Origin of the sequence: Nitratireductor alexandrii (assembly GCF_004000215.1) — a bacterium.
Taxonomy (GTDB): Bacteria; Pseudomonadota; Alphaproteobacteria; order Rhizobiales; family Rhizobiaceae; genus Mangrovimarina; species Mangrovimarina alexandrii.
Map to the genome: position 1 here is coordinate 19,702 of NZ_RBVY01000006.1, position 18,779 is coordinate 38,480.

19 protein-coding genes and 2 pseudogenes are annotated in these 18,779 nt (G+C 61.0%); 6 read left to right on the forward strand and 15 right to left on the reverse strand.

The features are described 5' to 3' along the window. The 4 genes from EP380_RS14620 (at window position 1) to EP380_RS14635 (ending at window position 3,926) form a co-directional block, all read left to right on the forward strand. Complete coding sequence (locus EP380_RS14620) at window positions 1-1,077, forward strand: branched-chain amino acid ABC transporter permease (protein WP_127599129.1); 1,077 nt, start codon at window positions 1-3, stop codon at window positions 1,075-1,077. Further along, entirely contained in the window at window positions 1,074-1,832 is a 759-nt protein-coding gene (locus EP380_RS14625) for an ABC transporter ATP-binding protein (protein ID WP_127599130.1), read from the forward strand. Before EP380_RS14620 ends, EP380_RS14625 begins: the two co-directional genes overlap by 4 nt. Before the next feature lie 3 nt (window positions 1,833-1,835). Continuing rightward, window positions 1,836-2,606 (forward strand): ABC transporter ATP-binding protein, encoded by a 771-nt coding sequence (locus tag EP380_RS14630; RefSeq protein ID WP_127599131.1) that lies wholly within the window; start codon window positions 1,836-1,838, stop codon window positions 2,604-2,606. A 69-nt stretch (window positions 2,607-2,675) separates the two neighbouring features. Next, window positions 2,676-3,926 (forward strand): NAD(P)/FAD-dependent oxidoreductase, encoded by a 1,251-nt coding sequence (locus EP380_RS14635; RefSeq protein WP_127599132.1) that lies wholly within the window; start codon window positions 2,676-2,678, stop codon window positions 3,924-3,926. Between the two features lie 404 nt (window positions 3,927-4,330). On the opposite strand, the gene EP380_RS14640 is transcribed toward EP380_RS14635, so the two are convergent. From EP380_RS14640 to pcaC, 7 genes are all read right to left on the reverse strand, one after another. After that, window positions 4,331-5,812, reverse strand: a complete 1,482-nt coding sequence (locus EP380_RS14640; RefSeq protein WP_127599133.1) for an aldehyde dehydrogenase family protein — start codon at window positions 5,810-5,812, stop codon at window positions 4,331-4,333. A 75-nt stretch (window positions 5,813-5,887) separates the two neighbouring features. Next, window positions 5,888-6,544 (reverse strand): HTD2 family dehydratase, encoded by a 657-nt coding sequence (locus EP380_RS14645; RefSeq protein ID WP_127599134.1) that lies wholly within the window; start codon window positions 6,542-6,544, stop codon window positions 5,888-5,890. 36 nt (window positions 6,545-6,580) lie between these two features. After that, complete coding sequence (locus EP380_RS14650) at window positions 6,581-7,486, reverse strand: NAD(P)-dependent oxidoreductase (RefSeq protein WP_238719876.1); 906 nt, start codon at window positions 7,484-7,486, stop codon at window positions 6,581-6,583. A gap of 81 nt (window positions 7,487-7,567) precedes the next feature. Then, window positions 7,568-7,888: a 2Fe-2S iron-sulfur cluster-binding protein gene (locus EP380_RS14655; RefSeq protein ID WP_127599136.1), complete on the reverse strand. Its 321-nt coding sequence runs from the start codon at window positions 7,886-7,888 to the stop codon at window positions 7,568-7,570. A gap of 39 nt (window positions 7,889-7,927) precedes the next feature. Continuing rightward, complete coding sequence (locus EP380_RS14660; RefSeq protein WP_127599137.1) at window positions 7,928-8,281, reverse strand: Rieske (2Fe-2S) protein; 354 nt, start codon at window positions 8,279-8,281, stop codon at window positions 7,928-7,930. Between the two features lie 18 nt (window positions 8,282-8,299). Beyond that, window positions 8,300-9,400, reverse strand: a complete 1,101-nt coding sequence (locus tag EP380_RS14665; RefSeq protein ID WP_127599138.1) for an amidohydrolase family protein — start codon at window positions 9,398-9,400, stop codon at window positions 8,300-8,302. A 67-nt stretch (window positions 9,401-9,467) separates the two neighbouring features. Further along, window positions 9,468-9,848 (reverse strand): 4-carboxymuconolactone decarboxylase, encoded by a 381-nt coding sequence (pcaC, locus tag EP380_RS14670; RefSeq protein ID WP_127599139.1) that lies wholly within the window; start codon window positions 9,846-9,848, stop codon window positions 9,468-9,470. 173 nt (window positions 9,849-10,021) lie between these two features. On the opposite strand from pcaC, the gene EP380_RS14675 reads away from it, so the two are divergent. Further along, window positions 10,022-10,918 (forward strand): LysR family transcriptional regulator, encoded by an 897-nt coding sequence (locus tag EP380_RS14675; protein ID WP_127599140.1) that lies wholly within the window; start codon window positions 10,022-10,024, stop codon window positions 10,916-10,918. 211 nt (window positions 10,919-11,129) lie between these two features. Here the strand turns inward: EP380_RS14675 and EP380_RS23770 are convergent. Then, window positions 11,130-11,351, reverse strand: a pseudogene (locus EP380_RS23770) (integrase core domain-containing protein); the annotation flags it as partial. Between the two features lie 7 nt (window positions 11,352-11,358). Here EP380_RS23770 and EP380_RS23775 point away from each other — a divergent pair. Beyond that, window positions 11,359-11,520, forward strand: a pseudogene (locus EP380_RS23775) (DMT family transporter); the annotation flags it as partial. Window positions 11,521-11,729: 209 nt separating this feature from the next. Here EP380_RS23775 and EP380_RS14685 read toward each other — a convergent pair. From EP380_RS14685 to EP380_RS14715, 7 genes are read right to left on the reverse strand one after another with little or no spacing between them, the layout of a single operon-like run. Then, on the reverse strand, window positions 11,730-12,833 hold the full coding sequence (locus tag EP380_RS14685; protein WP_127599141.1) for an NADH:flavin oxidoreductase/NADH oxidase: 1,104 nt from the start codon (window positions 12,831-12,833) through the stop codon (window positions 11,730-11,732). Window positions 12,834-12,875: 42 nt separating this feature from the next. Continuing rightward, window positions 12,876-14,057: a M20 family metallopeptidase gene (locus tag EP380_RS14690; protein ID WP_164749866.1), complete on the reverse strand. Its 1,182-nt coding sequence runs from the start codon at window positions 14,055-14,057 to the stop codon at window positions 12,876-12,878. A 49-nt stretch (window positions 14,058-14,106) separates the two neighbouring features. After that, window positions 14,107-14,844 (reverse strand): ABC transporter ATP-binding protein, encoded by a 738-nt coding sequence (locus EP380_RS14695; RefSeq protein ID WP_127599143.1) that lies wholly within the window; start codon window positions 14,842-14,844, stop codon window positions 14,107-14,109. Further along, entirely contained in the window at window positions 14,841-15,821 is a 981-nt protein-coding gene (locus EP380_RS14700; RefSeq protein ID WP_127599144.1) for a branched-chain amino acid ABC transporter permease, read from the reverse strand. Before EP380_RS14700 ends, EP380_RS14695 begins: the two co-directional genes overlap by 4 nt. Further along, entirely contained in the window at window positions 15,818-16,696 is an 879-nt protein-coding gene (locus EP380_RS14705) for a branched-chain amino acid ABC transporter permease (protein ID WP_106571866.1), read from the reverse strand. The genes EP380_RS14700 and EP380_RS14705 overlap by 4 nt, the downstream gene beginning before the upstream one ends. A gap of 15 nt (window positions 16,697-16,711) precedes the next feature. Beyond that, on the reverse strand, window positions 16,712-17,533 hold the full coding sequence (locus EP380_RS14710) for a polysaccharide deacetylase family protein (protein WP_238719884.1): 822 nt from the start codon (window positions 17,531-17,533) through the stop codon (window positions 16,712-16,714). A gap of 21 nt (window positions 17,534-17,554) precedes the next feature. Beyond that, window positions 17,555-18,700 (reverse strand): C45 family autoproteolytic acyltransferase/hydrolase, encoded by a 1,146-nt coding sequence (locus EP380_RS14715; protein WP_127599145.1) that lies wholly within the window; start codon window positions 18,698-18,700, stop codon window positions 17,555-17,557. Between the last annotated feature and the right edge of the window lie 79 nt (window positions 18,701-18,779).

Sequence of the window (18,779 nt, forward strand, 5' to 3'; positions counted from 1 at the left end):
ATGCGATTTATCTTCAAAACGCATTACGACCAGGACATCGACCTATTCCCCCATGCGGGCGCGGTCTTCTGGTACTCATTACTGGCAATCGCTGCAGTCTGCGCACCATTTTTCCTGGATCCATTCTATCTGGGTGAACTGAGCTTCCTCTTCATCTGGTCGCTGGCCGGGCTCTCACTGATGGTTCTGACAGGCTATACTGGCCTGATTTCAATCGGTCACGCAGCATTTATCGGCGTTGGCGCTTATGTGCATGCCTTTCTGACCAGAAATGGCATGCCCTTTGTCCCATCCATCATTTGCGGCGGGATCGTTTCCGCCCTGGCGGGCATTATCATTGCCATTCCGGCAATTCGCATGCGCGGGCTTTATCTCGCAATTGCGACTCTGGCGTTCAGCGCAATCGCTGAGGAATTATTCGTAAGATGGGAGACGTTGACCGGAGGCTCCAGAGGCGTCGCCGTGCCAATGCCGGTCCTGTTTGGAAACGAGTTGGATGGCGAAGTCGGCTTCTACTATCTCTGCCTCGCCGTTCTCGTGATTTGCATTCTCGGCGTCCTCAATCTACTGCGCTCACCGACCGGGCGCGCATGGATTGCAATTCGCGATAGCGAGATCGCGGCGCAAAGCATGGGCGTCTACCTAGCGGGCTACAAGACGCTTGCATTTGCCACAAGCGCGTTTCTGGCGGGCGTGGCAGGTGGCCTGTTGGCCCACAAGGTAGGCTATCTGACCCCGGATATCTTCACGCCGATTCTATCAATCCAGCTATTGATGCTCGTCATGGTCGGCGGCCTCGGATCCATTCGTGGCGCGATCTTCGGCGCGATCTTCCTTGTCCTGCTGCCAACCCTGATCGCGATCTTGCGAGACTATCTGCCAAACGCGATCGGCCAGCAGCCTGCGCTCGAGCCTGGCATTTTTGGCCTCGTTCTGGTGCTCGTCGTCCTGCTCGAACCGCAAGGACTCAATGGAGCGTGGATGAAAGTGAAATTCTTTTTCTCGCAATTCCCGATGTACAAGAATGCAACCTTCAAACGGCAGAAAACCTACATGCGAACGGAGCGGCTACAATGAATATGCTCCAGGCAAACGAACTGTCTATCAATTTCGGGGGAATCAAGGCCGTCGATGGCATTACATTTGATATCAACAAGGGAGAGATATTCACGATCATCGGGCCAAACGGGGCTGGCAAGACGACAATTTTCAACCTGATCAGTCGAATATATGATTCCTCTGGTGGAAATCTTGTTTTCAACGGCGTCGACATTACGCGTTTCGCGCCGCACAAGATAGCAGGTCTTGGCATCGCCAGAACATTCCAGAACGTTGAACTTTTCGAGCACGCGACCCTGCTTCAGAATCTGCTTGTCGCCCAGCACGCGCATCACACGACGCGGATGTGGGAAGAGGTTCTGTTTCTGCCGCGTGTGCGCGAATCCGAACGGGAGATCCGCCGTAATGTCGAGGAGATTATCGATATCCTGGACTTGCAACGTTATCGCGACTCCATCGTGCACAACCTGCCCTATGGCGTTCGCAAGAATATCGAACTGGCGCGCGCGCTTTGCAGCAAACCCAAGCTTATCCTGCTCGACGAACCATCTTCCGGATTAAACGTCGAGGAAACCGAGGACCTGTCCTTCTGGATTCGCGATATTCGCGACGACCTCGGCGTGACCGTGATCATTATCGAACATGATCTGTCGCTGGTGAACGACGTCTCGGATCGAGTGATGGCAGTCAACTACGGACGACTATTGGCCCTCGGTTCCCCGGAACAGGTGCAGAATCATCCCGACGTTATCAAAGCGTATCTCGGAGGATAAACGATGAGCCACTTGTTGGAGGTACGCAACATTGAAACCTACTATGGCGCGACGATTGCGATCCGGGGCGTCAGTTTTGATGTCACCGAAGGGCAGATCGTAGCAGTTCTCGGCGCCAATGGCGCCGGGAAAACCACGGTGCTCAAGACTGTCAGCGGCCTGATGGATCCGCAAAAGGGCTCCGTTACGTTCGAGGGTCACGACATCCAGAAGTTGGACCCAGACCGGGTGGTCCGAATGGGGATCAGTCTTGTGCCCGAAGGTCGAGAATTATTCCCTTTCCTAAGTGTCCGTGAAAATCTGCAACTCGGCGCCTATACGCGACGCAATCACGCGGAAACCATATCCGATCTCGAACAGGTCTTCGACTACTTCCCGTCCCTGAAATCGCGGGCCAGCCGGCCAGCCGGCATGCTTTCGGGCGGTGAGCAGCAGATGGTGGCGATCGGGCGGGCCTTGATGGCCCGACCCAAGGTCATTCTGCTTGATGAACCCTCCCTCGGCCTGTCGCCAAAGCTGGTGAAGGAGATTTTCGAGATCATTGTCAGGATCAATCGGGACAGTGGCACAACGATCGTTCTGGTCGAGCAGAACGCCAATGTAGCGCTACAGGTCGCTCATTATGGGTATGTGCTGGAAATGGGGCGCATCGTCATGGCCGACAGCGCCCAAGCCTTGCTCGAAAAGGACGACGTTCGCGAATTCTACCTTGGCATCAAGGACAAGGGCGTCCGCGGTGTCCGACGGTGGAAGAAACGCAAGACATGGCGATGAGAGGCGCTGTTTCCGGCGCCATCCTTCCCGTTGAAATCCATCACACGACCAGGTGATTGGGAGGACCTATTGTCTACAGAGGAAACAATCGTCGTGGTTGGGGCGGGCCATGCCGGGGTTCAGGCGACAGCCTCACTTCGTGAAGAAGGGTTCGCCGGCCAAATCAAACTGGTCAGCGGCGAGCACGCCCTGCCCTATCAGCGTCCGCCGCTGTCAAAGAGATTCATGAAGGAGCAGATGGGCCCGTCAGACCTTCTGCTACGCGGCGAGCGATATTACACTGACAAGGATATCAGCCTGCGGCTCGGCGACAGAGTGCTGGCAATCGATCGTGCCGACAAACGCATCCAACTCGCCTCGGGGGACCGCCTAGCCTACGATCACCTCATTCTGGCGACGGGATCAAGGCCACGCAGCACCGACTTGCCGGGTGCCGGGTACGCTGGCGTACAGCGGCTTTGTGTGATGGACGATGCCATCAGGCTGCGTCAGGCATTGAGGCGGGGCGGCAATGTCGTCATCGTTGGCGCCGGCTTCATCGGGCTCGAGATTGCAGCAACGGCAATCGAAATGGGGACTTCCGTACATGTCGTTGAACTGGCAGACCGCCCGATGGCGCGTGTCGTCTCAGAACCGGTGTCATCGTTCTTTGCCGAGATGCATCGCGCCGCCGGCGTGCAATTGAGCCTTGGCGTTTCCGTCACTCGAATCATCGGATTAGACGGCCGGGTGAGCGAAATCGAACTGTCGGACGGCCGCCGGTTGCCGGCGGACGTCGTGGTTCTTGGGATCGGCGCGCAAGCGCGTGATAAACTCGCTCGCGCCGCAGGTCTTGCGTGCGGCAATGGCATCGAGGTCGACGCAAGAATGACCACGTCTGACCCTAGTATTTCGGCCATAGGCGACTGCGCATCGCATCACAACAGTTTTACCGGCGGCCGCCCATTCCGGCTGGAATCGGTTCAGAACGCTGTCGATCAAGGTCGCGTCGTCGCCCGCAAGCTCGTCAGGAAGCCTGCGCAATACGACTCGGTTCCCTGGTTCTGGAGTGACCAGGCCCATTGCAAACTGCAAATTGCAGGGCTGTCGCTGGATTGCGACCAAGTCATCATTCGGGGCGACCAACGCACCGGTGACTTTGCGGTGTATTCGTTCCAGGGAAAGCGGCTGCGTTGCGTTGAGACGGTCAATCGATCGGGCGAGCATATGGCGGCGCGCCGCCTGATCTCTTCAAACGCATCGGTGATGCCCGAGCAGGTCGCAGCAAAGGATTTTAATCCCCGCGAGACGGCAAGAACGGTTCAGGTCATGAACTCATAAACCTGGTCCAAGTGGTGTGAAGCCATCCGGCAGGATACGAGCAGCGGAGGCGCACGACATTTCTGCTTATCTTTAGTTGTTCGCGGCACTGTTGCCTGTCAGGGCGACGAAACCGTCTCGCCCGCCTCGAAACTCCCCGTGATGATGGGAACCTTGTGTTCCGTAGTCGACTGTCGCCGCCGCGCCTTCCCCGTGATCACCCGGATCTGCGGAAACTCGACCGACACAGCCCTGTCCTCAAAGATATCCTTGGACCTTTCCGCTTACACCGGGTGTTCGGTCGAAATGGGGGCAGTTCAACGTCAAATCAGAGTCCGATTACGCCCCAGCATAAGGTGAGACCCGCCTGAAATCCGGCCGGCCGAAGGGTGCTCCTGTAGATCGAAAAGTTTGCGACATAACCGTCAATCATGCTTGATGATGATCGTCTTGAGCGTGGTGAAGTCATGCAACGCGGCCATGCCCTTCTCACGGCCATGCCCGGATTTTCGGATTCCGCCAAATGGCAGTTCAATGCCGCCTCCGGCCCCATATGCGTTGACAAAGACTTGGCCGCCATGGATCTGGCGCGCGACCCGGGCGCCCCGCTTCGAATCCTGCGTCCACACGCCTGCGATAAGCCCAAAATCGGTTCCGTTGGCGAGCGCCACGGCGTCGGCTTCCTCGTCAAACGGTATGACCGAAAGAACCGGACCAAACACTTCCTCCCGCGCCAGCGTACTTGCGCGCGGGACGGGTCCAAACAGACGAGGAGCAACATAATATCCCGAGGTCGGCGCGCCATCGGCAATGCTGCCCTGAGCCAACAATGGGATGCCCGCTTCCTGCGCCTGCGCGATGAAGGTCTCGACACGCTTCTTCTGCCGAAGGTTGATCAAAGCGCCCAGATCAAGATCCATCTCCGGGGTTCCCGCCTGCAGTGTCGAAAACCGGTCGACCACCGCCTCGATGACACGGTCATAGGCAGCCCGCTCCACCAACAGACGCGATCCGGCCGAACAGGTCTGGCCAGCGTTCTGGACAATGGCGTTCACCAGGGACGGCAAGGCGGCGTCAAGATCAACGTCAGCGAAGACGATCTGCGGTGATTTTCCGCCCAACTCAAGCGTGCAGGAAATGTGGTTTCGGGCTGCCTCGGTCTGGACCAGAACGCCAACTTCGGGCGATCCGGTGAATGACACAAACCCGACACCGGGGTGTGAGATAAGCGCCGCGCCGGCCTCTACGCCAAGGCCCGGTACGACATTGATTGCGCCTTCGGGAAAGCCGACCTCCGCTGCAAGTTCTGCCAGACGCAGCGTGGTTAGACAGGCGTCTTCAGCCGGCTTCATCACCGTCGCATTGCCGGTCGCAAGGGCTGGCGCCAGCGAACGGCCGAACATCTGGGCCGGATAATTCCAAGGAATGATGTGCCCCGTCACCCCATGTGGCTCGTGTTCGGTCGCCACCATATAGCCCTTCATGAATGGTATGGTTTCGCCGTGAAACTTGTCCGCGGCGCCGCCATAGAATTCGAAATAACGCGCGCATGCCAGGATATCGGCCCGCGCCTGCGTGATCGGCTTGCCCGTATCTCGAGCCTCAAGATGTGCGAGCTCTTCAGCATGGTCGAGGACGGCAAGCCCAAGCTTGGACAAAAGCCGTCCGCGTTCGAATGCTGCCAATCTGCTCCAGACGCCTGTTTCGAACGCCCGCCGCGCCGCGGCAACGGCCAGATCGATATCGGCCGCATCGCCGGCCGCGATTTGCGCGAACGCAACACCGTCGCCAGGCGCATAGACGTCGATTACCTTGCCCGAATTTGCCGGTCGCCACTGATTGTCGATAAAAATGCCTTTGGCCCTGGCTGCTGCTGGAACAGCACCGGAATTTCCGTTGTCAGTCATAAAAAGTCTCCCTGAATTCGACATCATGCGCCAGCTCGATTGGGTACCCATCCGGGACCCTCGACAATCGGCGCATCAATCATCTATCCGTCGATAAACTGCGCAGTGTCGCCTTGATCGGCGGCAATCACCTGGTATGCTCAGCCGAGTTCGCTTTGCTTTGACGAGAATGACCGCCTCACCACCTTTGTCTGCGAGGGGTGGAGGCACAGGTTCCCTCCAATCGTCATCACCGCGCCTGACCAACAGCGACCGGCCTGCACTTGCAGGCGACAATCCGCGATGGGAAAACTTGCGGGGCGGGTCCGATGGCGCTGACATCGCAGCGAAATTCAACCGCAGCGTCCGGGGCGTTTCTATCTTGCGGCTTGCGCTGCCAGGATCGTCTTTGGAAGCTGCAGGCGTGGGGATGCCCTTGCCCGTCGACCGATCTGCTGCCTCACAATAGACGACGTCGCGCCGCTCGCAGATGCTCAAGCTGCGCGTTGCTTCATGTTGATGACCAAGCATCACAAACCACATATCGCTGGCCCGTTCCTTCTTGTGGACGGCATCCGGGATGGTCGATGTTCTGCGCATGTGGTTGCCGATACGGAACGGATTGAGCAGTTTGAGTTCGCCGCGAGCGCAGATGCGGCTTGGCAGCGGCACGGGCGTCCCCGACAGCTTCATGACCGATTGATCTAGACAACGGCCATGCAGGGACGCCAAAGCCTGGAGCGCAACGGCCATGGCACAATCGAGTGGTCCAATTGTCATGAAAGGGCTTTATGAGCCTTTGCCAGCCACCGCGCGAACCTCGGCGTTGGCCCATTGTTCGTAGGGGCGGATGACGCTGGTGAAGTCGGAGTCGGCGCCAAAAAGCGACTGGGTAATCTTCAGGATTTCGCGTACGGCATTGCCGACCGGGGTTGGAATTCCAAGCGCGTCCGCCTCATCCAAGCACAATCGAACGTCCTTGTAGGCGAGGCCGGTCGAAAATCCGAAATCGAACGTGCCCGTGAAAACCGAGCGCGGAAACTTGTCGACCGTTGCTGTGTTGCGGCCACTGCTCTGGTTAAACACATCGCTCATGATCTGAGGATCAAGACCGCTCTTGACGCCAAAAACAAATGCCTCCGACGATATCGCCAGCGCACAGGCGGCCAGCAGGTTGTTGGCAAGCTTGAGTGACTGCGCTGCGCCGGGAGACTCGCTGACAAATGTCGGTCTGCCGAGAATTGCAAGCAGGTCCTGAACCTGTTCAAAGGCCTGCCTCGGGCACGAGACCATCAGGGCCAGCTTGCCGCTTTGGGCACCAACCATGCCTCCGCTGACAGGACAGTCAATTGCGATCATGCCCCTTCGAGCCAATCCCTGTGCGACAACCTTCGCAACCCTTGGGCCTGTAGTTGAAAGATCGATAAAATATTTTCCGGCAACATCCGGACCTATTCCGTCATCGCCAAACGCGACCGATCTGACGACGTCGGGTGTCGGCAGACTTGCGAAAACAATGTTCGATTTGTTCGCAAGATCCCGGGCGCTTTCGGCAACCGTCGCGCCCTTGTCCGACAACGCTGAGACGGCCTTCTCATTTGTATCGAACACGCAGAGCGTGTGGCCAGCGCCAACCAGCCTAGCGGCCATGAGGGCGCCCATCTTGCCGAGACCAATAAAGCCCAGTTTTTGCATTGCTTGCATGCCCTCGATCTCTCTGTCAGAACCACAGCCAATGTTTCTTTTTCGACTTCAAGGCGCGCCACCATTACAGGCCTATACTTGGGCTTTGGGCAAACCCAAAACGAGGCCATCCAGCTTGTCGGTCATCTTGATCTGACAGCTCAATCGGCTGCAGGGCTGCCGGGTCTCGACGGTGAAATCCAGCATTTCATCCTCAGTCGGGCTCAATTCGGGGATTTCGTCACCATGCGACAGAACGAAAACGTGACAGGAGGCACAAACCATCTCGCCTCCGCATTCGCCAACGATACCGTTGAGGCCCGCCACGATTGCGCCGTGCATGACGCTGTTTCCCTTGGCAATATCGATCTCGGCAATCTGTTCGCCGTCGCGGTAAAATCGAACAACTGGCATCTGGTCATTTTCCTAAGACGTCCCGGGCTGACCCGCAAATTACAAGTCTACATAGACCTCGTTTTCTTTGATCGTGACCGGATAGAGCGTGAGCTTTTTGTGCTCGTCACCACAGAGCGTCTTGCCGGTGGTTAGATCGAACTCCCAGCCATGCCAGGGGCATCGCAATATCTGTTCCTGCATGCCGAAAACAAAACTGTCGGGATCACTTGGCAGCATCGTGCCGCCGAACGTGCCGCGGCAGATGGGCGCGCGCTTGTGGGGGCAGACATTGCGTACCGCATAGACGGCTCCATCCGTCTGGATCAGACCGATTGAGCGCCCGGCAACTGAGTAAAGTTGACACGTTGAATCCTTTAGTTCGTCCAGCGCCGTCACGAAATGAAGTGCCATAAGTATCTCCGAGGCTTTTCAGTCGAACTTAAAAAGCTCTGAAGCATTTTCAAATAAAATCCTACGCCTAAGATCCGAAGAAATACCTGATAATGTATTATTGGGAAAATCATTGTCCCAATGTGGATAGTCAGTACTAAAAATCAATGTTCGATCAGCATGGATCATTTCCAGAATGGCGTGCATATATTCTGGATTTTCAGGCTCTTCGATTGGCTGGGATGTGAACCTGACATGATCAAGCACGATGGCGCTGGGATCCCGTTTGATCCAAGGCACCTCTTTTCGGAACTGGCGCCAGTTCTGGTCCATTCGCCAGAGCAGATGCGGGAGCCAACTGAACCCGAATTCAGCAGCCAGAAGCTTCATTCCCGGAAAGCGGGAAAACACGCCCTGGAAAACTAGGCTGGTGATGGCTGATATCCCGATCTCCGGGAACATGGTGTGTCGCTCGATATAGGTGCTCGGAATGCCGCCGGCGAAGGCGACCGCCGTCGGGAAGCCGCCTTCCGTACCAGTCGGATGGATCAGGATCGGCAAGCCAGCCTCTTCAGCCGCATCATAGATCGGATAATAGTAGCTGTTGCCCATCATGATGTTGAGGAGCGGCAAGAACACCGCCACAACGCCGGGCAAGGATCCGATCCTACGAATTTCGGCCGCTGCGGCGAGAGGGTCATTCGCAGCCACCACCATTGCGAGCTTGAAGCGGGGATCCACAGCGACAAACTCGTTGAGGAAATATTCGTTGAACGCGGTTGCCAGCGTCACCGCTTCGTTGGGGGTGGGAAGTGAAGCAAGTTTCCCTGCCTGAATCGATGACAGCACCGCGTAAGAAATATTGTGCTTGTCGAGGTGTTCCTCTTTCATAAAGAGAGGGTCCGAACCCGGCTCCATCCCCTCGGCGGGAATGGCGTCGATGCGGTTGGAGGAAGCGCGCGCAAGCGGTGGTCTCAGCCAATGATTGGGCAGCGTATAGCGACCGTCAAAATGCTCCCACCAGTCACGCGACAGATATTTCTTCAGCCCTTTGATATCACCATTGATCCACGGGTGAACATCGGCATCAATAATCTTGTCACGTACTCTTGCAGGCGCACTGGTCACGGTCTCCGACATCAAGTTGTCTCCTTACCAAAGCAGCGTCGCTCAGTGCATCTGTATGATGCGACGTCTCGATGAACGATCAGGACCCGGCTTCTTCTGCGAACATCTCGCGGGCGACCCGAAACGAATCCACTGCTGCGGGCACGCCGCAATAAATTGCGACCTGGAGGAACACCTCACGGATCTCGTCCTTTGTCACGCCGTTGCGCAGGGCGCCTTTCAAATGAGCCTTGAGCTCATTGGGCCGGTTCAACGCACTGATCATCGCTAGGTTGAGCAGGCTGCGCGTCTTGCGCGACAGGTCTTCACGCCCCCACACCGCGCCCCAGCAATATTCGGTTACCAGCTCCTGCATCGGCTTGTTGAAATCATCAACTGACGCCAGCGCCCTGTCGACATATTCAGAACCCAGGACTTCCCGACGAATTTCAGCTCCGCGTTCGTAAACCGGTTTACTCACTGCCATTTCCTTCTCTCTCCACGCATTGCGGGGAGGGATTGCGCAATCCGGGCGCCTCCCCGGACCGCATGGAGACTGTTGTTTCTATGATTTATCTAGACGGAATGGCTCTTTGGCTCTAGCGCTATAATTCGAACTATTCTTCGAGAAAATTGAACAATCCGAGACCAGCGGTGTCACAGATCAATTTCAAGCTGCTCTACGTTTTCGTTGCCGTCGCCGAGACTCGCAGCTTCAGGCTTGCGGCTGAGCAATTGAACCGATCACAATCGGTCGTCAGCATGCAGATCAAACAACTCGAGGCTCAGATTGGCGTCGCCCTGTTTCATCGAACGACGCGCCGGACCGATCTCACTCCCGAAGGCGCCAAGCTTTTGTCCTATGCACGGCGCGCACTTGCGGAATGGAACACCGGCCTGATCGAGATCAGGGACGCAGTCGATATGCAGCAGGGAACCTTATCGTTTGCCTGTATTCCTACGATCGCGGCGACCATATTGCCCAAGATCCTGCACGAATTTCAGAAGAGCTATCCAGGCATCAATATCAGCCTGCGTGAATTGGCCGCTGAGGATCTGCTGGGCAGCATTCGCCAGAAAGACGTCGATTTCGGTATCGGGGTCACGGTGCCGGGCCGCAGCGATTTCAGATTCGATCATCTTTTCGACGACCCGATTTACGCTGTCGCCACGCCTAATTTTCGGTTCCGCAAGCGCAATTCAGTCGATCTTAAAGAGCTAGGTAATTACCCGATCCTGCTGAACTCGAAGTCAACCGCACTACGGAACTTGCTGGAAAAGACTTTCGCCCCCGAGGGGCTGCAATTGGACATCAAGTTCGAGGTGGCTCACACTCATACAATTGTAGCGCTTGCAGAAGCCGGTATGGGCGTGGGCATCCTGCCGAAAATCGCGTTGCCTCAAGCGACCAGAAAAACACTGACAGCGCTACCGATCGGAACGCCCGCCTTGAGCCGATCCGTCTCGGTGGTGAGCCTAAAGGGCCAATCCCTGCCTCCGGCGGCACGCGCCATGATCGAAATTTTCCAAGCATGCGACCCAGATAAGTAACGCCCCGAGTCGACCGAGTCTTCAATCTGTTGTCGCGGAGCTGCAAAAAGGTCGTCCCGCTTGGTGTAAGCTACTTCCCGGAAATCGGACACTGACATAAGCTACGATTTGTTGTCTGCTGGTCTTCGACGAGAAGGAGCTCAGAGATGTCGAAACGCAAGCAGCATTCGCCGGAATTCAAGGCGAAGGTCGCTGACCTGCCACTGAACTGTCATCCAGTGGCGATTAGAGCCTCGGCTGTTTGTGTTACGCCGTGGGGCGCGGGTCGAGCAGCCGGCGGAGACGCGTAGCCCTTGTCGAGCGAAGCGTCGTAGCCGGTTGCGGTGAGGATCTCGGCGAAGGCCGCCGGGGTCTCGTATCCGAGCGAGGAGTGCGGTCTCGCGGTTTTGAAGTCCCGCCTTCATTCGGCGATGGCGCTTCGGGCGTGATCGAGGCCGAAGCTTGAAACGGTGCTCACGCCGGTATGGGTGTGGATGATCTTCGCCGAAGTGCCCACCACCGCTTCGCTGATAGGCGGTTCGATATTGGTGATGACACTGATCGCCCATTCGGTCTGGGCACTCGGCCCAGGCAAGGAAATTCCCGCAAGAGCGGCCGGTTAGAAAGACCGTCATGGGCAAAATCGCCGATGACGGTGAACATCCTGAACGCCCTTTGCGCCGGAACCTGGCCCGCTTCGACCGCCTTCGGAAAACCCTTGGCGCTTCACGGCTGCCACCGGCGCCTTGCGTCACCTCCGATCCCGGGTCGAAACAACCGCTGGATACGTCCGTGGCAGCCGAGCGCCGACCGGCCGATGAGCGCGAGCGTCTCAGTCGGCGTCGGAATAGGCCGCGCCGGGCCAAACCGCGTCGGCCGCGCGCTGATACTGGACCGGCCGCTCGACATCGGCACCGAGGACCCGCGCCGCTGCCCAGCCCCAATGCGGATTGTCGAGAAAGGCGCGGCCGAGCGCGACCATGTCGGCGTCGCCGGCCACGACGATCCGCTCCGCCTGCTTCGGCCTCGTCACCAGGCCGACGGCACGCACGGCAAGGCCTGTTTCATCACGCACCCGCTTCGCCAGCGCGACCTGATAGCCGGGCCCGATCCGCGGCGCCGCGCTCGGCGTCACCCCGCCGCTGCTCACGCACACGAAATCGACGCCTTCCGCCTTCAGCCCGTGGGCGAAACGCACCGCCTCGTCGAGGTCGATACCGCCCTCAACCCAGTCCGAGCCGGTCATGCGCACCCCGAGCGGTCGGTCCCGCGGCCATGCCTTTCTGACCGCACGGACCACCTCGAGCGGGAAACGCATGCGGTTGTCGATGCTGCCGCCGTAGTCGTCGGTTCGCCGGTTGGCGCGCCCGGACAGAAACTGATGCAGCAGATAGCCGTGCGCGGCATGCAGCTCCAGAAGGTCGAAACCGAGCCGAGCCGCGCGCCCGGCGCTTGCCGCATGCGCTGCCTTCACGCGCTCCAGGTCGGCCCGCTCCATGGTGCGCGGCACGTGCCAGCCCTCTCCGAAGGCCTCCGCCGAGGGCGCGATCGTCGTCCACGGCTTTTCGTCCGCCCCGAGCGCCCGGCCTCCCTCCCACGGCCGTTGCGCGGAGGCCTTGCGCCCCGCGTGGCTGAGCTGGATGCCGAGCCGCGCCGCCCCATGGTCGCGGCAATGCGACACGATGCGCGCCAGAGCGTCCTCGCTGGCCTCGTCGTAAAGCCCCAGATCGCCGTGGGTGATGCGTCCTTCAGGCTCGACAGCGGTCGCTTCGACGACCAACAAGCCGGCGCCGGAGGCGCTCAGCGTGCCCAGATGCGCCAGGTGCCAGTCGGTCGCCGCGCCGTCGACGGCGCTGTATTGGCACATCGGCGATACCGCGATCCGGTTGGCAAGGGTCAGACCTCGCAGGGTGATCGGCGAAAACAACGCGCTCAAGTGCCGCTCCTCGATAAGAGATGAAGACTGGATGAAAGGGGTTTAGCCGGTCGCGAGGCTCTGGAAATGCCGCGACGTCAGCATGGCGTACAGCAAGGCGGCGCGTGGGGCTATGGTGGACACGAGAATATGCTCGTCGACGGCATGGGCGCCAGCCCCGCCGCAGCCCAGGCCGTCCAGCACCGGCCGGCCGAGCGCGGCGGCGAAATTGCCGTCCGACACGCCGCCGCGCGCCGTCTCGCCGATCGGCAGGCCGAGATGGGCAGCGAGCGCGCGAGCGGCCGAATAAAGCCGTGCCACGGCCGGCGAGCGGACGAAGGGCGGCCGATTGAGTCCTCCGTTCACCTCCAGGCGGATATCGCGGTCGACCGCCCGCCGCGCCAACATCGCCGCGACGAGACGCTCGGCGGTCGCCATGTCGTCGACGCGCATGTCGACTTCGATGCCGGCCTTGTCCGGCACGACATTGGCGCGCGTGCCGCCATGCACGGTTCCGACATTGAACGTCGCCGCACTCTCGCTATCGTTCATCGCCTCGATGGCAAGAACCTGGCGCGCGATCTCGCGGATCGCGCTGCGCCCGTCGTCGCGGTTGCCGCCGGCATGCGCGGACACGCCGTGCGCGGCCAGGTCGAAACGCGCCCAGCCCTTGCGGGCGGTCACGACGGTTCCCGGCGCGCCGTACGAGGGTTCGGGGACCAGCACGAAGGCCGCGTCGCCCACCAGGCGCTCGATCGTGCCGCGCGAGACGGGGCTGCCGATCTCCTCGTCGCCGTTGAGAAAGACGCGCACCGGGCGCGGCGGCACGATCCCCTGCCGGGCGATGCGCCGCAACGTCTCCGTCGCCAGATAGGAGCCGGCCTTCATGTCGAAGATTCCGGGCCCGAAAAGCCGGTCGCCCTCGCGCCGGACCGGCCGTTCGGCCAGCGTCCCGGCGCTCCAGACCGTATCGACGTGCCCCATCAACAAGGCCGCGTCGCCGTCGCAGCCTTCGGGCCGGTAGTCGATCACCATCTGGCCGCCGCAGCCGTCGCGCGCCGGCAGACGCCGGATTTCGACCGGCAGGCCATCGAACGCGCTCTCGACCCGGTCGAGCATCCGGTCGATCAGGTCGGGCCGATCGGACGGCGTCTCCATCTCCACCCAGTCGACGATCCCCTCGGCCAGCTTTTCGCCGTCGAAGGCCTGTGCCCGCAGCAGCGCGGGCTCGAATTCTTCTGCCATGAACCCCGTCTCCGTCCGGCCTGCGCCGCGCTGAAGCGGCATGTCCGCCTCAGCCGGCTTTGTCCTCGAGCGGCTCTCCGAGATAGGCGGCGATCACCTTGGGATTGGCGACAACCTGCTGCGGCGTGCCCTCGGCGATCTTCTGGCCGGCATCGATCACCACGATGCGATCGCATACGCTGGTGACCGCCTTCATGTCGTGTTCCACCAGCCATACCGTGGTGCCCAGATCGCGCACCTTGCGCAGGCAGCCGACCATTTCCTCGGTCTCGGCCGGATTGAGGCCGGCACACGGCTCGTCGGCCAGCAGCAGGGACGGCCTCGTGGCATAGGCACGCGCGACTTCCAGCTTGCGCAGCGAGCCCACGGTCAGCCCCTCCGCGGTGCGGTCCGCAAGCTCTTCCAGACCGGCGATGGCCAGCGCCTGATCGACCACGTCCTCGGCCGCGCGCGCGCCGGGGCGTCCGAACATCGCGCCCACCCGTACGTTCTCGCGCACCGACAGGGCCGGAAAGGGTTTCGATATCTGGAACGCCCGGGCGATACCTGCCTGGTTGCGCCGATAGGTCGGCAGCGGGGAAAGATCCTCGCCCTTGAAACGGATTTCGCCGCCGGTCAGCGCGTAGTAGCCGGTGATCAGGTTGAACAGCGTCGACTTGCCGGCGCCGTTCGGGCCGATCAGCCCGAAGATCGCGCCGGCGGGAATGTCGAAATCGACGTCGCGGATGGCGGTCAGCCCGCGAAAGGACTTCGTCACGCTGCGGCCGGACAAAAGAATATCGCTCATGAGCCGGTCTCCGTCGCCGCCGCCCCGCCGCCCGCGGCCGGGCGCCGCCACGAGCGCAGCGCCCCGATGATGCCGCCGGGCATGAGAAGGATGATCGCCACCACGATGGCTCCGGTGATCAACAGATGGATATCCAGGAACCGCGACAACAGCACCTGGGTGATGAAGAGCATGATCGCGGTTCCGATGACCGGTCCGGCCAGCGTGCCGATGCCGCCGATCAGGCAGAAGACGATCATGTTCAGCGAAAAATCGAGCCGGAACACCGTATAGGTGGTGAAATAGCCGACGCTGTAACCATAGACCGCGCCGAGCGTTCCCACGAGCACGGCCGACAGCACGAAGGCCATGATCTTGTAGCGCTCCGTCGCCACGCCGAGCATCATCGCCGTGTCCTCGTCCTCGCGGATCGACAGCAGCGCATAACCGAAGCGGGACTTGCGCACCGCGACCGCGATCAGGATGGAGGCGAGCAACAGCGCGCCGAACAGGTAGTAGAAAAAGTCCTCCGGCGCGGTGCCGGCCGGCAGCGGCGTTTGAAGAAAGACGCCGACCCCGCCCTGGAACCACGACAGATTGTTGACCAGCTCGCCGACGACCTGACTGACCCCGAGCATAGCGATGGCGAAATAGATGCCGCGCAGTCGCAGGATCGGATAGGCGATGATGGCGGCGAACAGGCCGCAGATCAGGCCGGACAGCAGGATCGGCAGGACCATCGACAAAGGCCCGTCGCCGAACGGCCCCAGCCTGGTGACGATATGCGCGGCGCTGAACGCCCCCATGCCGATGAAGACGGTGTGACCGAAGCTCCAATAGCCGGCAAAGCCGCCCAGAAGGTTCCATGCGACCGCCAGGCCGGCGGAAAAGAAAAACAGCTGGATGACGCGCGTGTAGAAGGGACCGATCCACAGCGGCAGCAAAACGGCCGCGAGGACGACGGCTATGGCCGCGAGGAGGACGAGGGCGCGGTTCATCGGCTTTCTCCGAACGCGTTGCCGAGCAGCCCGCTCGGCCGTACCAGCAGCATGAGCACCAGAACCAGGAACATCGCCGCCTGCGTCAGCGAGGGACCGACATATTGCGCGGTATAGGCGTTGATGAGGCCCAGAAGCAGGCCGCCCACCAGCGCCCCGGCGGGACTGCCGATACCGCCGAGCACGACGACGATGAAGGCGTTGAGCGTCCAGGCGACCTCGCTCGCCGCCGTGAACGGCTGCACGATGCCGATGATGGCGCCGGCCGCCCCGGCCATCGCCGCGCCGAGCCCGAATGTCAGCCCGTGCAGATTCTTGACGTTCAGCCCGCACAGTTCCGCGGCCAGCGGCTGCTGGGCCGTGGCGCGGATCGCCCGGCCGAAATGCGTCCTGGCCAGGACCAGCGCCAGAACTGTCAGCAGCACAAGGCTCGCGCCCAGGGCCACGATGCGCACGACGTCGATGCGCAGCGGCCCGAGCGGAATGCTGAGGAAACTGTAGCTCGGCGTGATGGTGTGGACGTCCGGCCCGAACACGAGCTGGAGGCCGTTGCGCGCCATCATCGCCACCCCGAACGTCACCACCAGCGAGGCGACCAGCGAGGCGCGCGAGACCGCCCACTGGATGATCGTGCGCTGATACACATACCCGACCGCAAACAGGGCCAGCCCGATCGGCACGATCCCGACCAGCGGATCGATGCCGAGCTCGGCAAACAGCACCAGCGCGCCATAGGCGCCGGCCACGACGAAGATGCCGTGCGTCAGGTTGACGATGCCGAGCACGCCGAAGACCAGCGAGAAACCGACGGCGGCGAGCGAATAGATGCCGCCCAGCACGAGGCCGTTCAGGGTCGTTTGCAGGAAGAGGGTCATGAGGCCGACAAGCTCCTAGCCGTTTTCCTTGGCGGCCCAGGCCGACGCCACTTCCGCGCCGGTCGCGAACCACACATCAGGAAAGCGGCGCACGAAGGCGATGAACTCGCGCAGCATGGCGAGCCGCGACGGCCTGCCGATGATCTGCGGATGCGTGACGACGTTGACCAGCCCGCCCCAGCGGTAGATTTCCGTGAATTCCTGTTTCCACACATTCAGGATGTGGTCGTTGGTGTGGATCGGGCGCGGCGACTGGATGGCGAACAGCGCGAAGGGCGCATCGTCCATGCTCCAGTGCCAGGGCAGTTCGACCGGACCGGGCGTGCCGTCTTCCAAAACATGCCGGTAGGGACTGACCTGGTCCATCAGCGAACTGTCGTATTCAAAGCCGTATTCGTGCAGCAGGCCGATCATGTTCTGCGAGGTTTCGCCGGCCGGCGAACGATATCCTTTCGGCTTGACGCCGACCGTTGTCCTCAGCGCCTCGAGGCCCTTTTCAAGCGCTTCGCGCTCCTTGTCGGGGAAATCCGGATCGATCCATTCGTGCAGATAGCCGTGATGGCCGATCTCGTGGCCGGCGGCGGCGATCGCGTCCATGCGGTCGCGATATTTTTCGGCCGTCCAGCCAGGCACGAAGAACGTGCCCTTCAGGCTCTCCTCGCGCATCAGCTCGAGTATTTTGGGCACGCCGGTCTTGGCTCCGTAAATGCCCTGGGAAAGCACGCCCGGGCGCCGGGCATTGTCGGGATTGCGCGACAGCCACAGCGTCTCGGCGTCGAAGTCGAAGGTCAGCATCACGGCGCAGCGCGCACCGTTCGGCCATTCGATAGGGCTCATGTCGTCCACGGCAAGATCTCCTCAGGCATCATCGCAACGGCGCTCATCGGTATCGAGCGGAAAGGCCTGGAACGGGGCCTCGCAGGGCGGGCCGTCGGTCGCGTAGAGAATGCGCTCGTCCAGGTCGAGAACAATGGCCGCCACCGTGATGACGCGCTTTTCGGGCCGCAGCAGCGGGTCGGCGTGGCGGCAGATCGCGGCCGGCGCGGAAAAATGATCGCGCATCACCTCTTCGAGCGCCGGGCGATCGATCCGGCCGAGATGGCGCCGCAGGAGGCGCTCGGCGCGCGGCCCGCGATAGAGCGTGTTCGGGGCGATCCGCTCCATCTGCGAGATCGTTCGCGTCTCCTTCACCAGATGGTTGGCGTGCACGACAAGCCCGTCGGCCGGCGACAGGTAGGCGCAATGCTCGGGCGTGGCCTCGATATCGAGAATCTCGCCGTCGCTGTGGCCGATCAAGAAATTGCTCGAGGCGGTGCGGTCGGTCTCCACGACCGGCGCCAGCGCCTGGTCGAAACGCCAGGCGTCGAGAATCTCCTTGCAGCGCACGTGAAAAGGTTTGCGCATGCCGGTCGTGCCGTCTCGAGGCGTCACCAGCCCGTTGACGCACAGGCCGATGCCGGCCGCGTTGACGCCCATCTTCGATCCGACGATGCCGGCCTCGCTGAAACCGACGAAATCGGGCTTGCCGTCCTCCGGCCGGGACGCGCGCCGGACACGCTGCACGAAGGTGCGTCCGCGCACATTGGCCAGCCAGTCCCAGTTCTGCGCCAACATTGTATGCCCGTCGGCGGTCGCTTCGGGCAACATGCCGAAGGACGTGCAACCTTCCTGCTCGAGGCGCCCATTGGCGGCTTTCGCCTCGGTGCCGAAGGCGAGATAGGTGATTTCGTAGCGCGCGTTCAGCATGGCGATCTCGGTCGCCGACAGGCCCGACGCCGCCGCGATCGCGCCCATCTCCTCGCCATATTCGCCATTGTCGGCAACGATGAACGCGAGCCAGGCCTCGCTCTGCTCCAGGATCGTCGCGCGCGTGGCGCCGGCCGCTTCGAAGCGGGCGAGATAGGTCGCCACGTTGTCGCGGATGGCGCCGGCCAGCGTGGCGCCGTGGATGCGGCCGCGCTCGCGCGGGTCCGCGCCGAGTTCCAGAAGCGGGAGGTCTGCCATATTATGCTCGTCGACTAGCGAAACAGGATCGCGGCGGCCGGAAAGCCGGGGGCATGCCGGACGCCGCGTTCGTTGCAGC

Excerpts from the sequence above, each read along its gene's own strand:
- EP380_RS14645 (WP_127599134.1), bottom strand. The coding sequence starts at position 6,544 with ATGGCCGTTGCGCTCCAGGCTTTGGCGTCCCTGCATGGCCGTTGTCTA.
- EP380_RS14640 (WP_127599133.1), bottom strand. The coding sequence starts at position 5,812 with ATGACTGACAACGGAAATTCCGGTGCTGTTCCAGCAGCAGCCAGGGCC.
- EP380_RS14715 (WP_127599145.1), bottom strand. The coding sequence starts at position 18,700 with ATGGCAGACCTCCCGCTTCTGGAACTCGGCGCGGACCCGCGCGAGCGC.
- EP380_RS14625 (WP_127599130.1), top strand. The coding sequence starts at position 1,074 with ATGAATATGCTCCAGGCAAACGAACTGTCTATCAATTTCGGGGGAATC.
- EP380_RS14690 (WP_164749866.1), bottom strand. The coding sequence starts at position 14,057 with ATGGCAGAAGAATTCGAGCCCGCGCTGCTGCGGGCACAGGCCTTCGAC.
- EP380_RS14620 (WP_127599129.1), top strand. The coding sequence starts at position 1 with ATGCGATTTATCTTCAAAACGCATTACGACCAGGACATCGACCTATTC.
- EP380_RS14695 (WP_127599143.1), bottom strand. The coding sequence starts at position 14,844 with ATGAGCGATATTCTTTTGTCCGGCCGCAGCGTGACGAAGTCCTTTCGC.
- EP380_RS14700 (WP_127599144.1), bottom strand. The coding sequence starts at position 15,821 with ATGAACCGCGCCCTCGTCCTCCTCGCGGCCATAGCCGTCGTCCTCGCG.
- EP380_RS14655 (WP_127599136.1), bottom strand. The coding sequence starts at position 7,888 with ATGCCAGTTGTTCGATTTTACCGCGACGGCGAACAGATTGCCGAGATC.
- EP380_RS14650 (WP_238719876.1), bottom strand. The coding sequence starts at position 7,486 with ATGCAAAAACTGGGCTTTATTGGTCTCGGCAAGATGGGCGCCCTCATG.
- EP380_RS14665 (WP_127599138.1), bottom strand. The coding sequence starts at position 9,400 with ATGTCGGAGACCGTGACCAGTGCGCCTGCAAGAGTACGTGACAAGATT.
- EP380_RS14705 (WP_106571866.1), bottom strand. The coding sequence starts at position 16,696 with ATGACCCTCTTCCTGCAAACGACCCTGAACGGCCTCGTGCTGGGCGGC.
- EP380_RS14710 (WP_238719884.1), bottom strand. The coding sequence starts at position 17,533 with ATGAGCCCTATCGAATGGCCGAACGGTGCGCGCTGCGCCGTGATGCTG.
- EP380_RS14660 (WP_127599137.1), bottom strand. The coding sequence starts at position 8,281 with ATGGCACTTCATTTCGTGACGGCGCTGGACGAACTAAAGGATTCAACG.
- EP380_RS14630 (WP_127599131.1), top strand. The coding sequence starts at position 1,836 with ATGAGCCACTTGTTGGAGGTACGCAACATTGAAACCTACTATGGCGCG.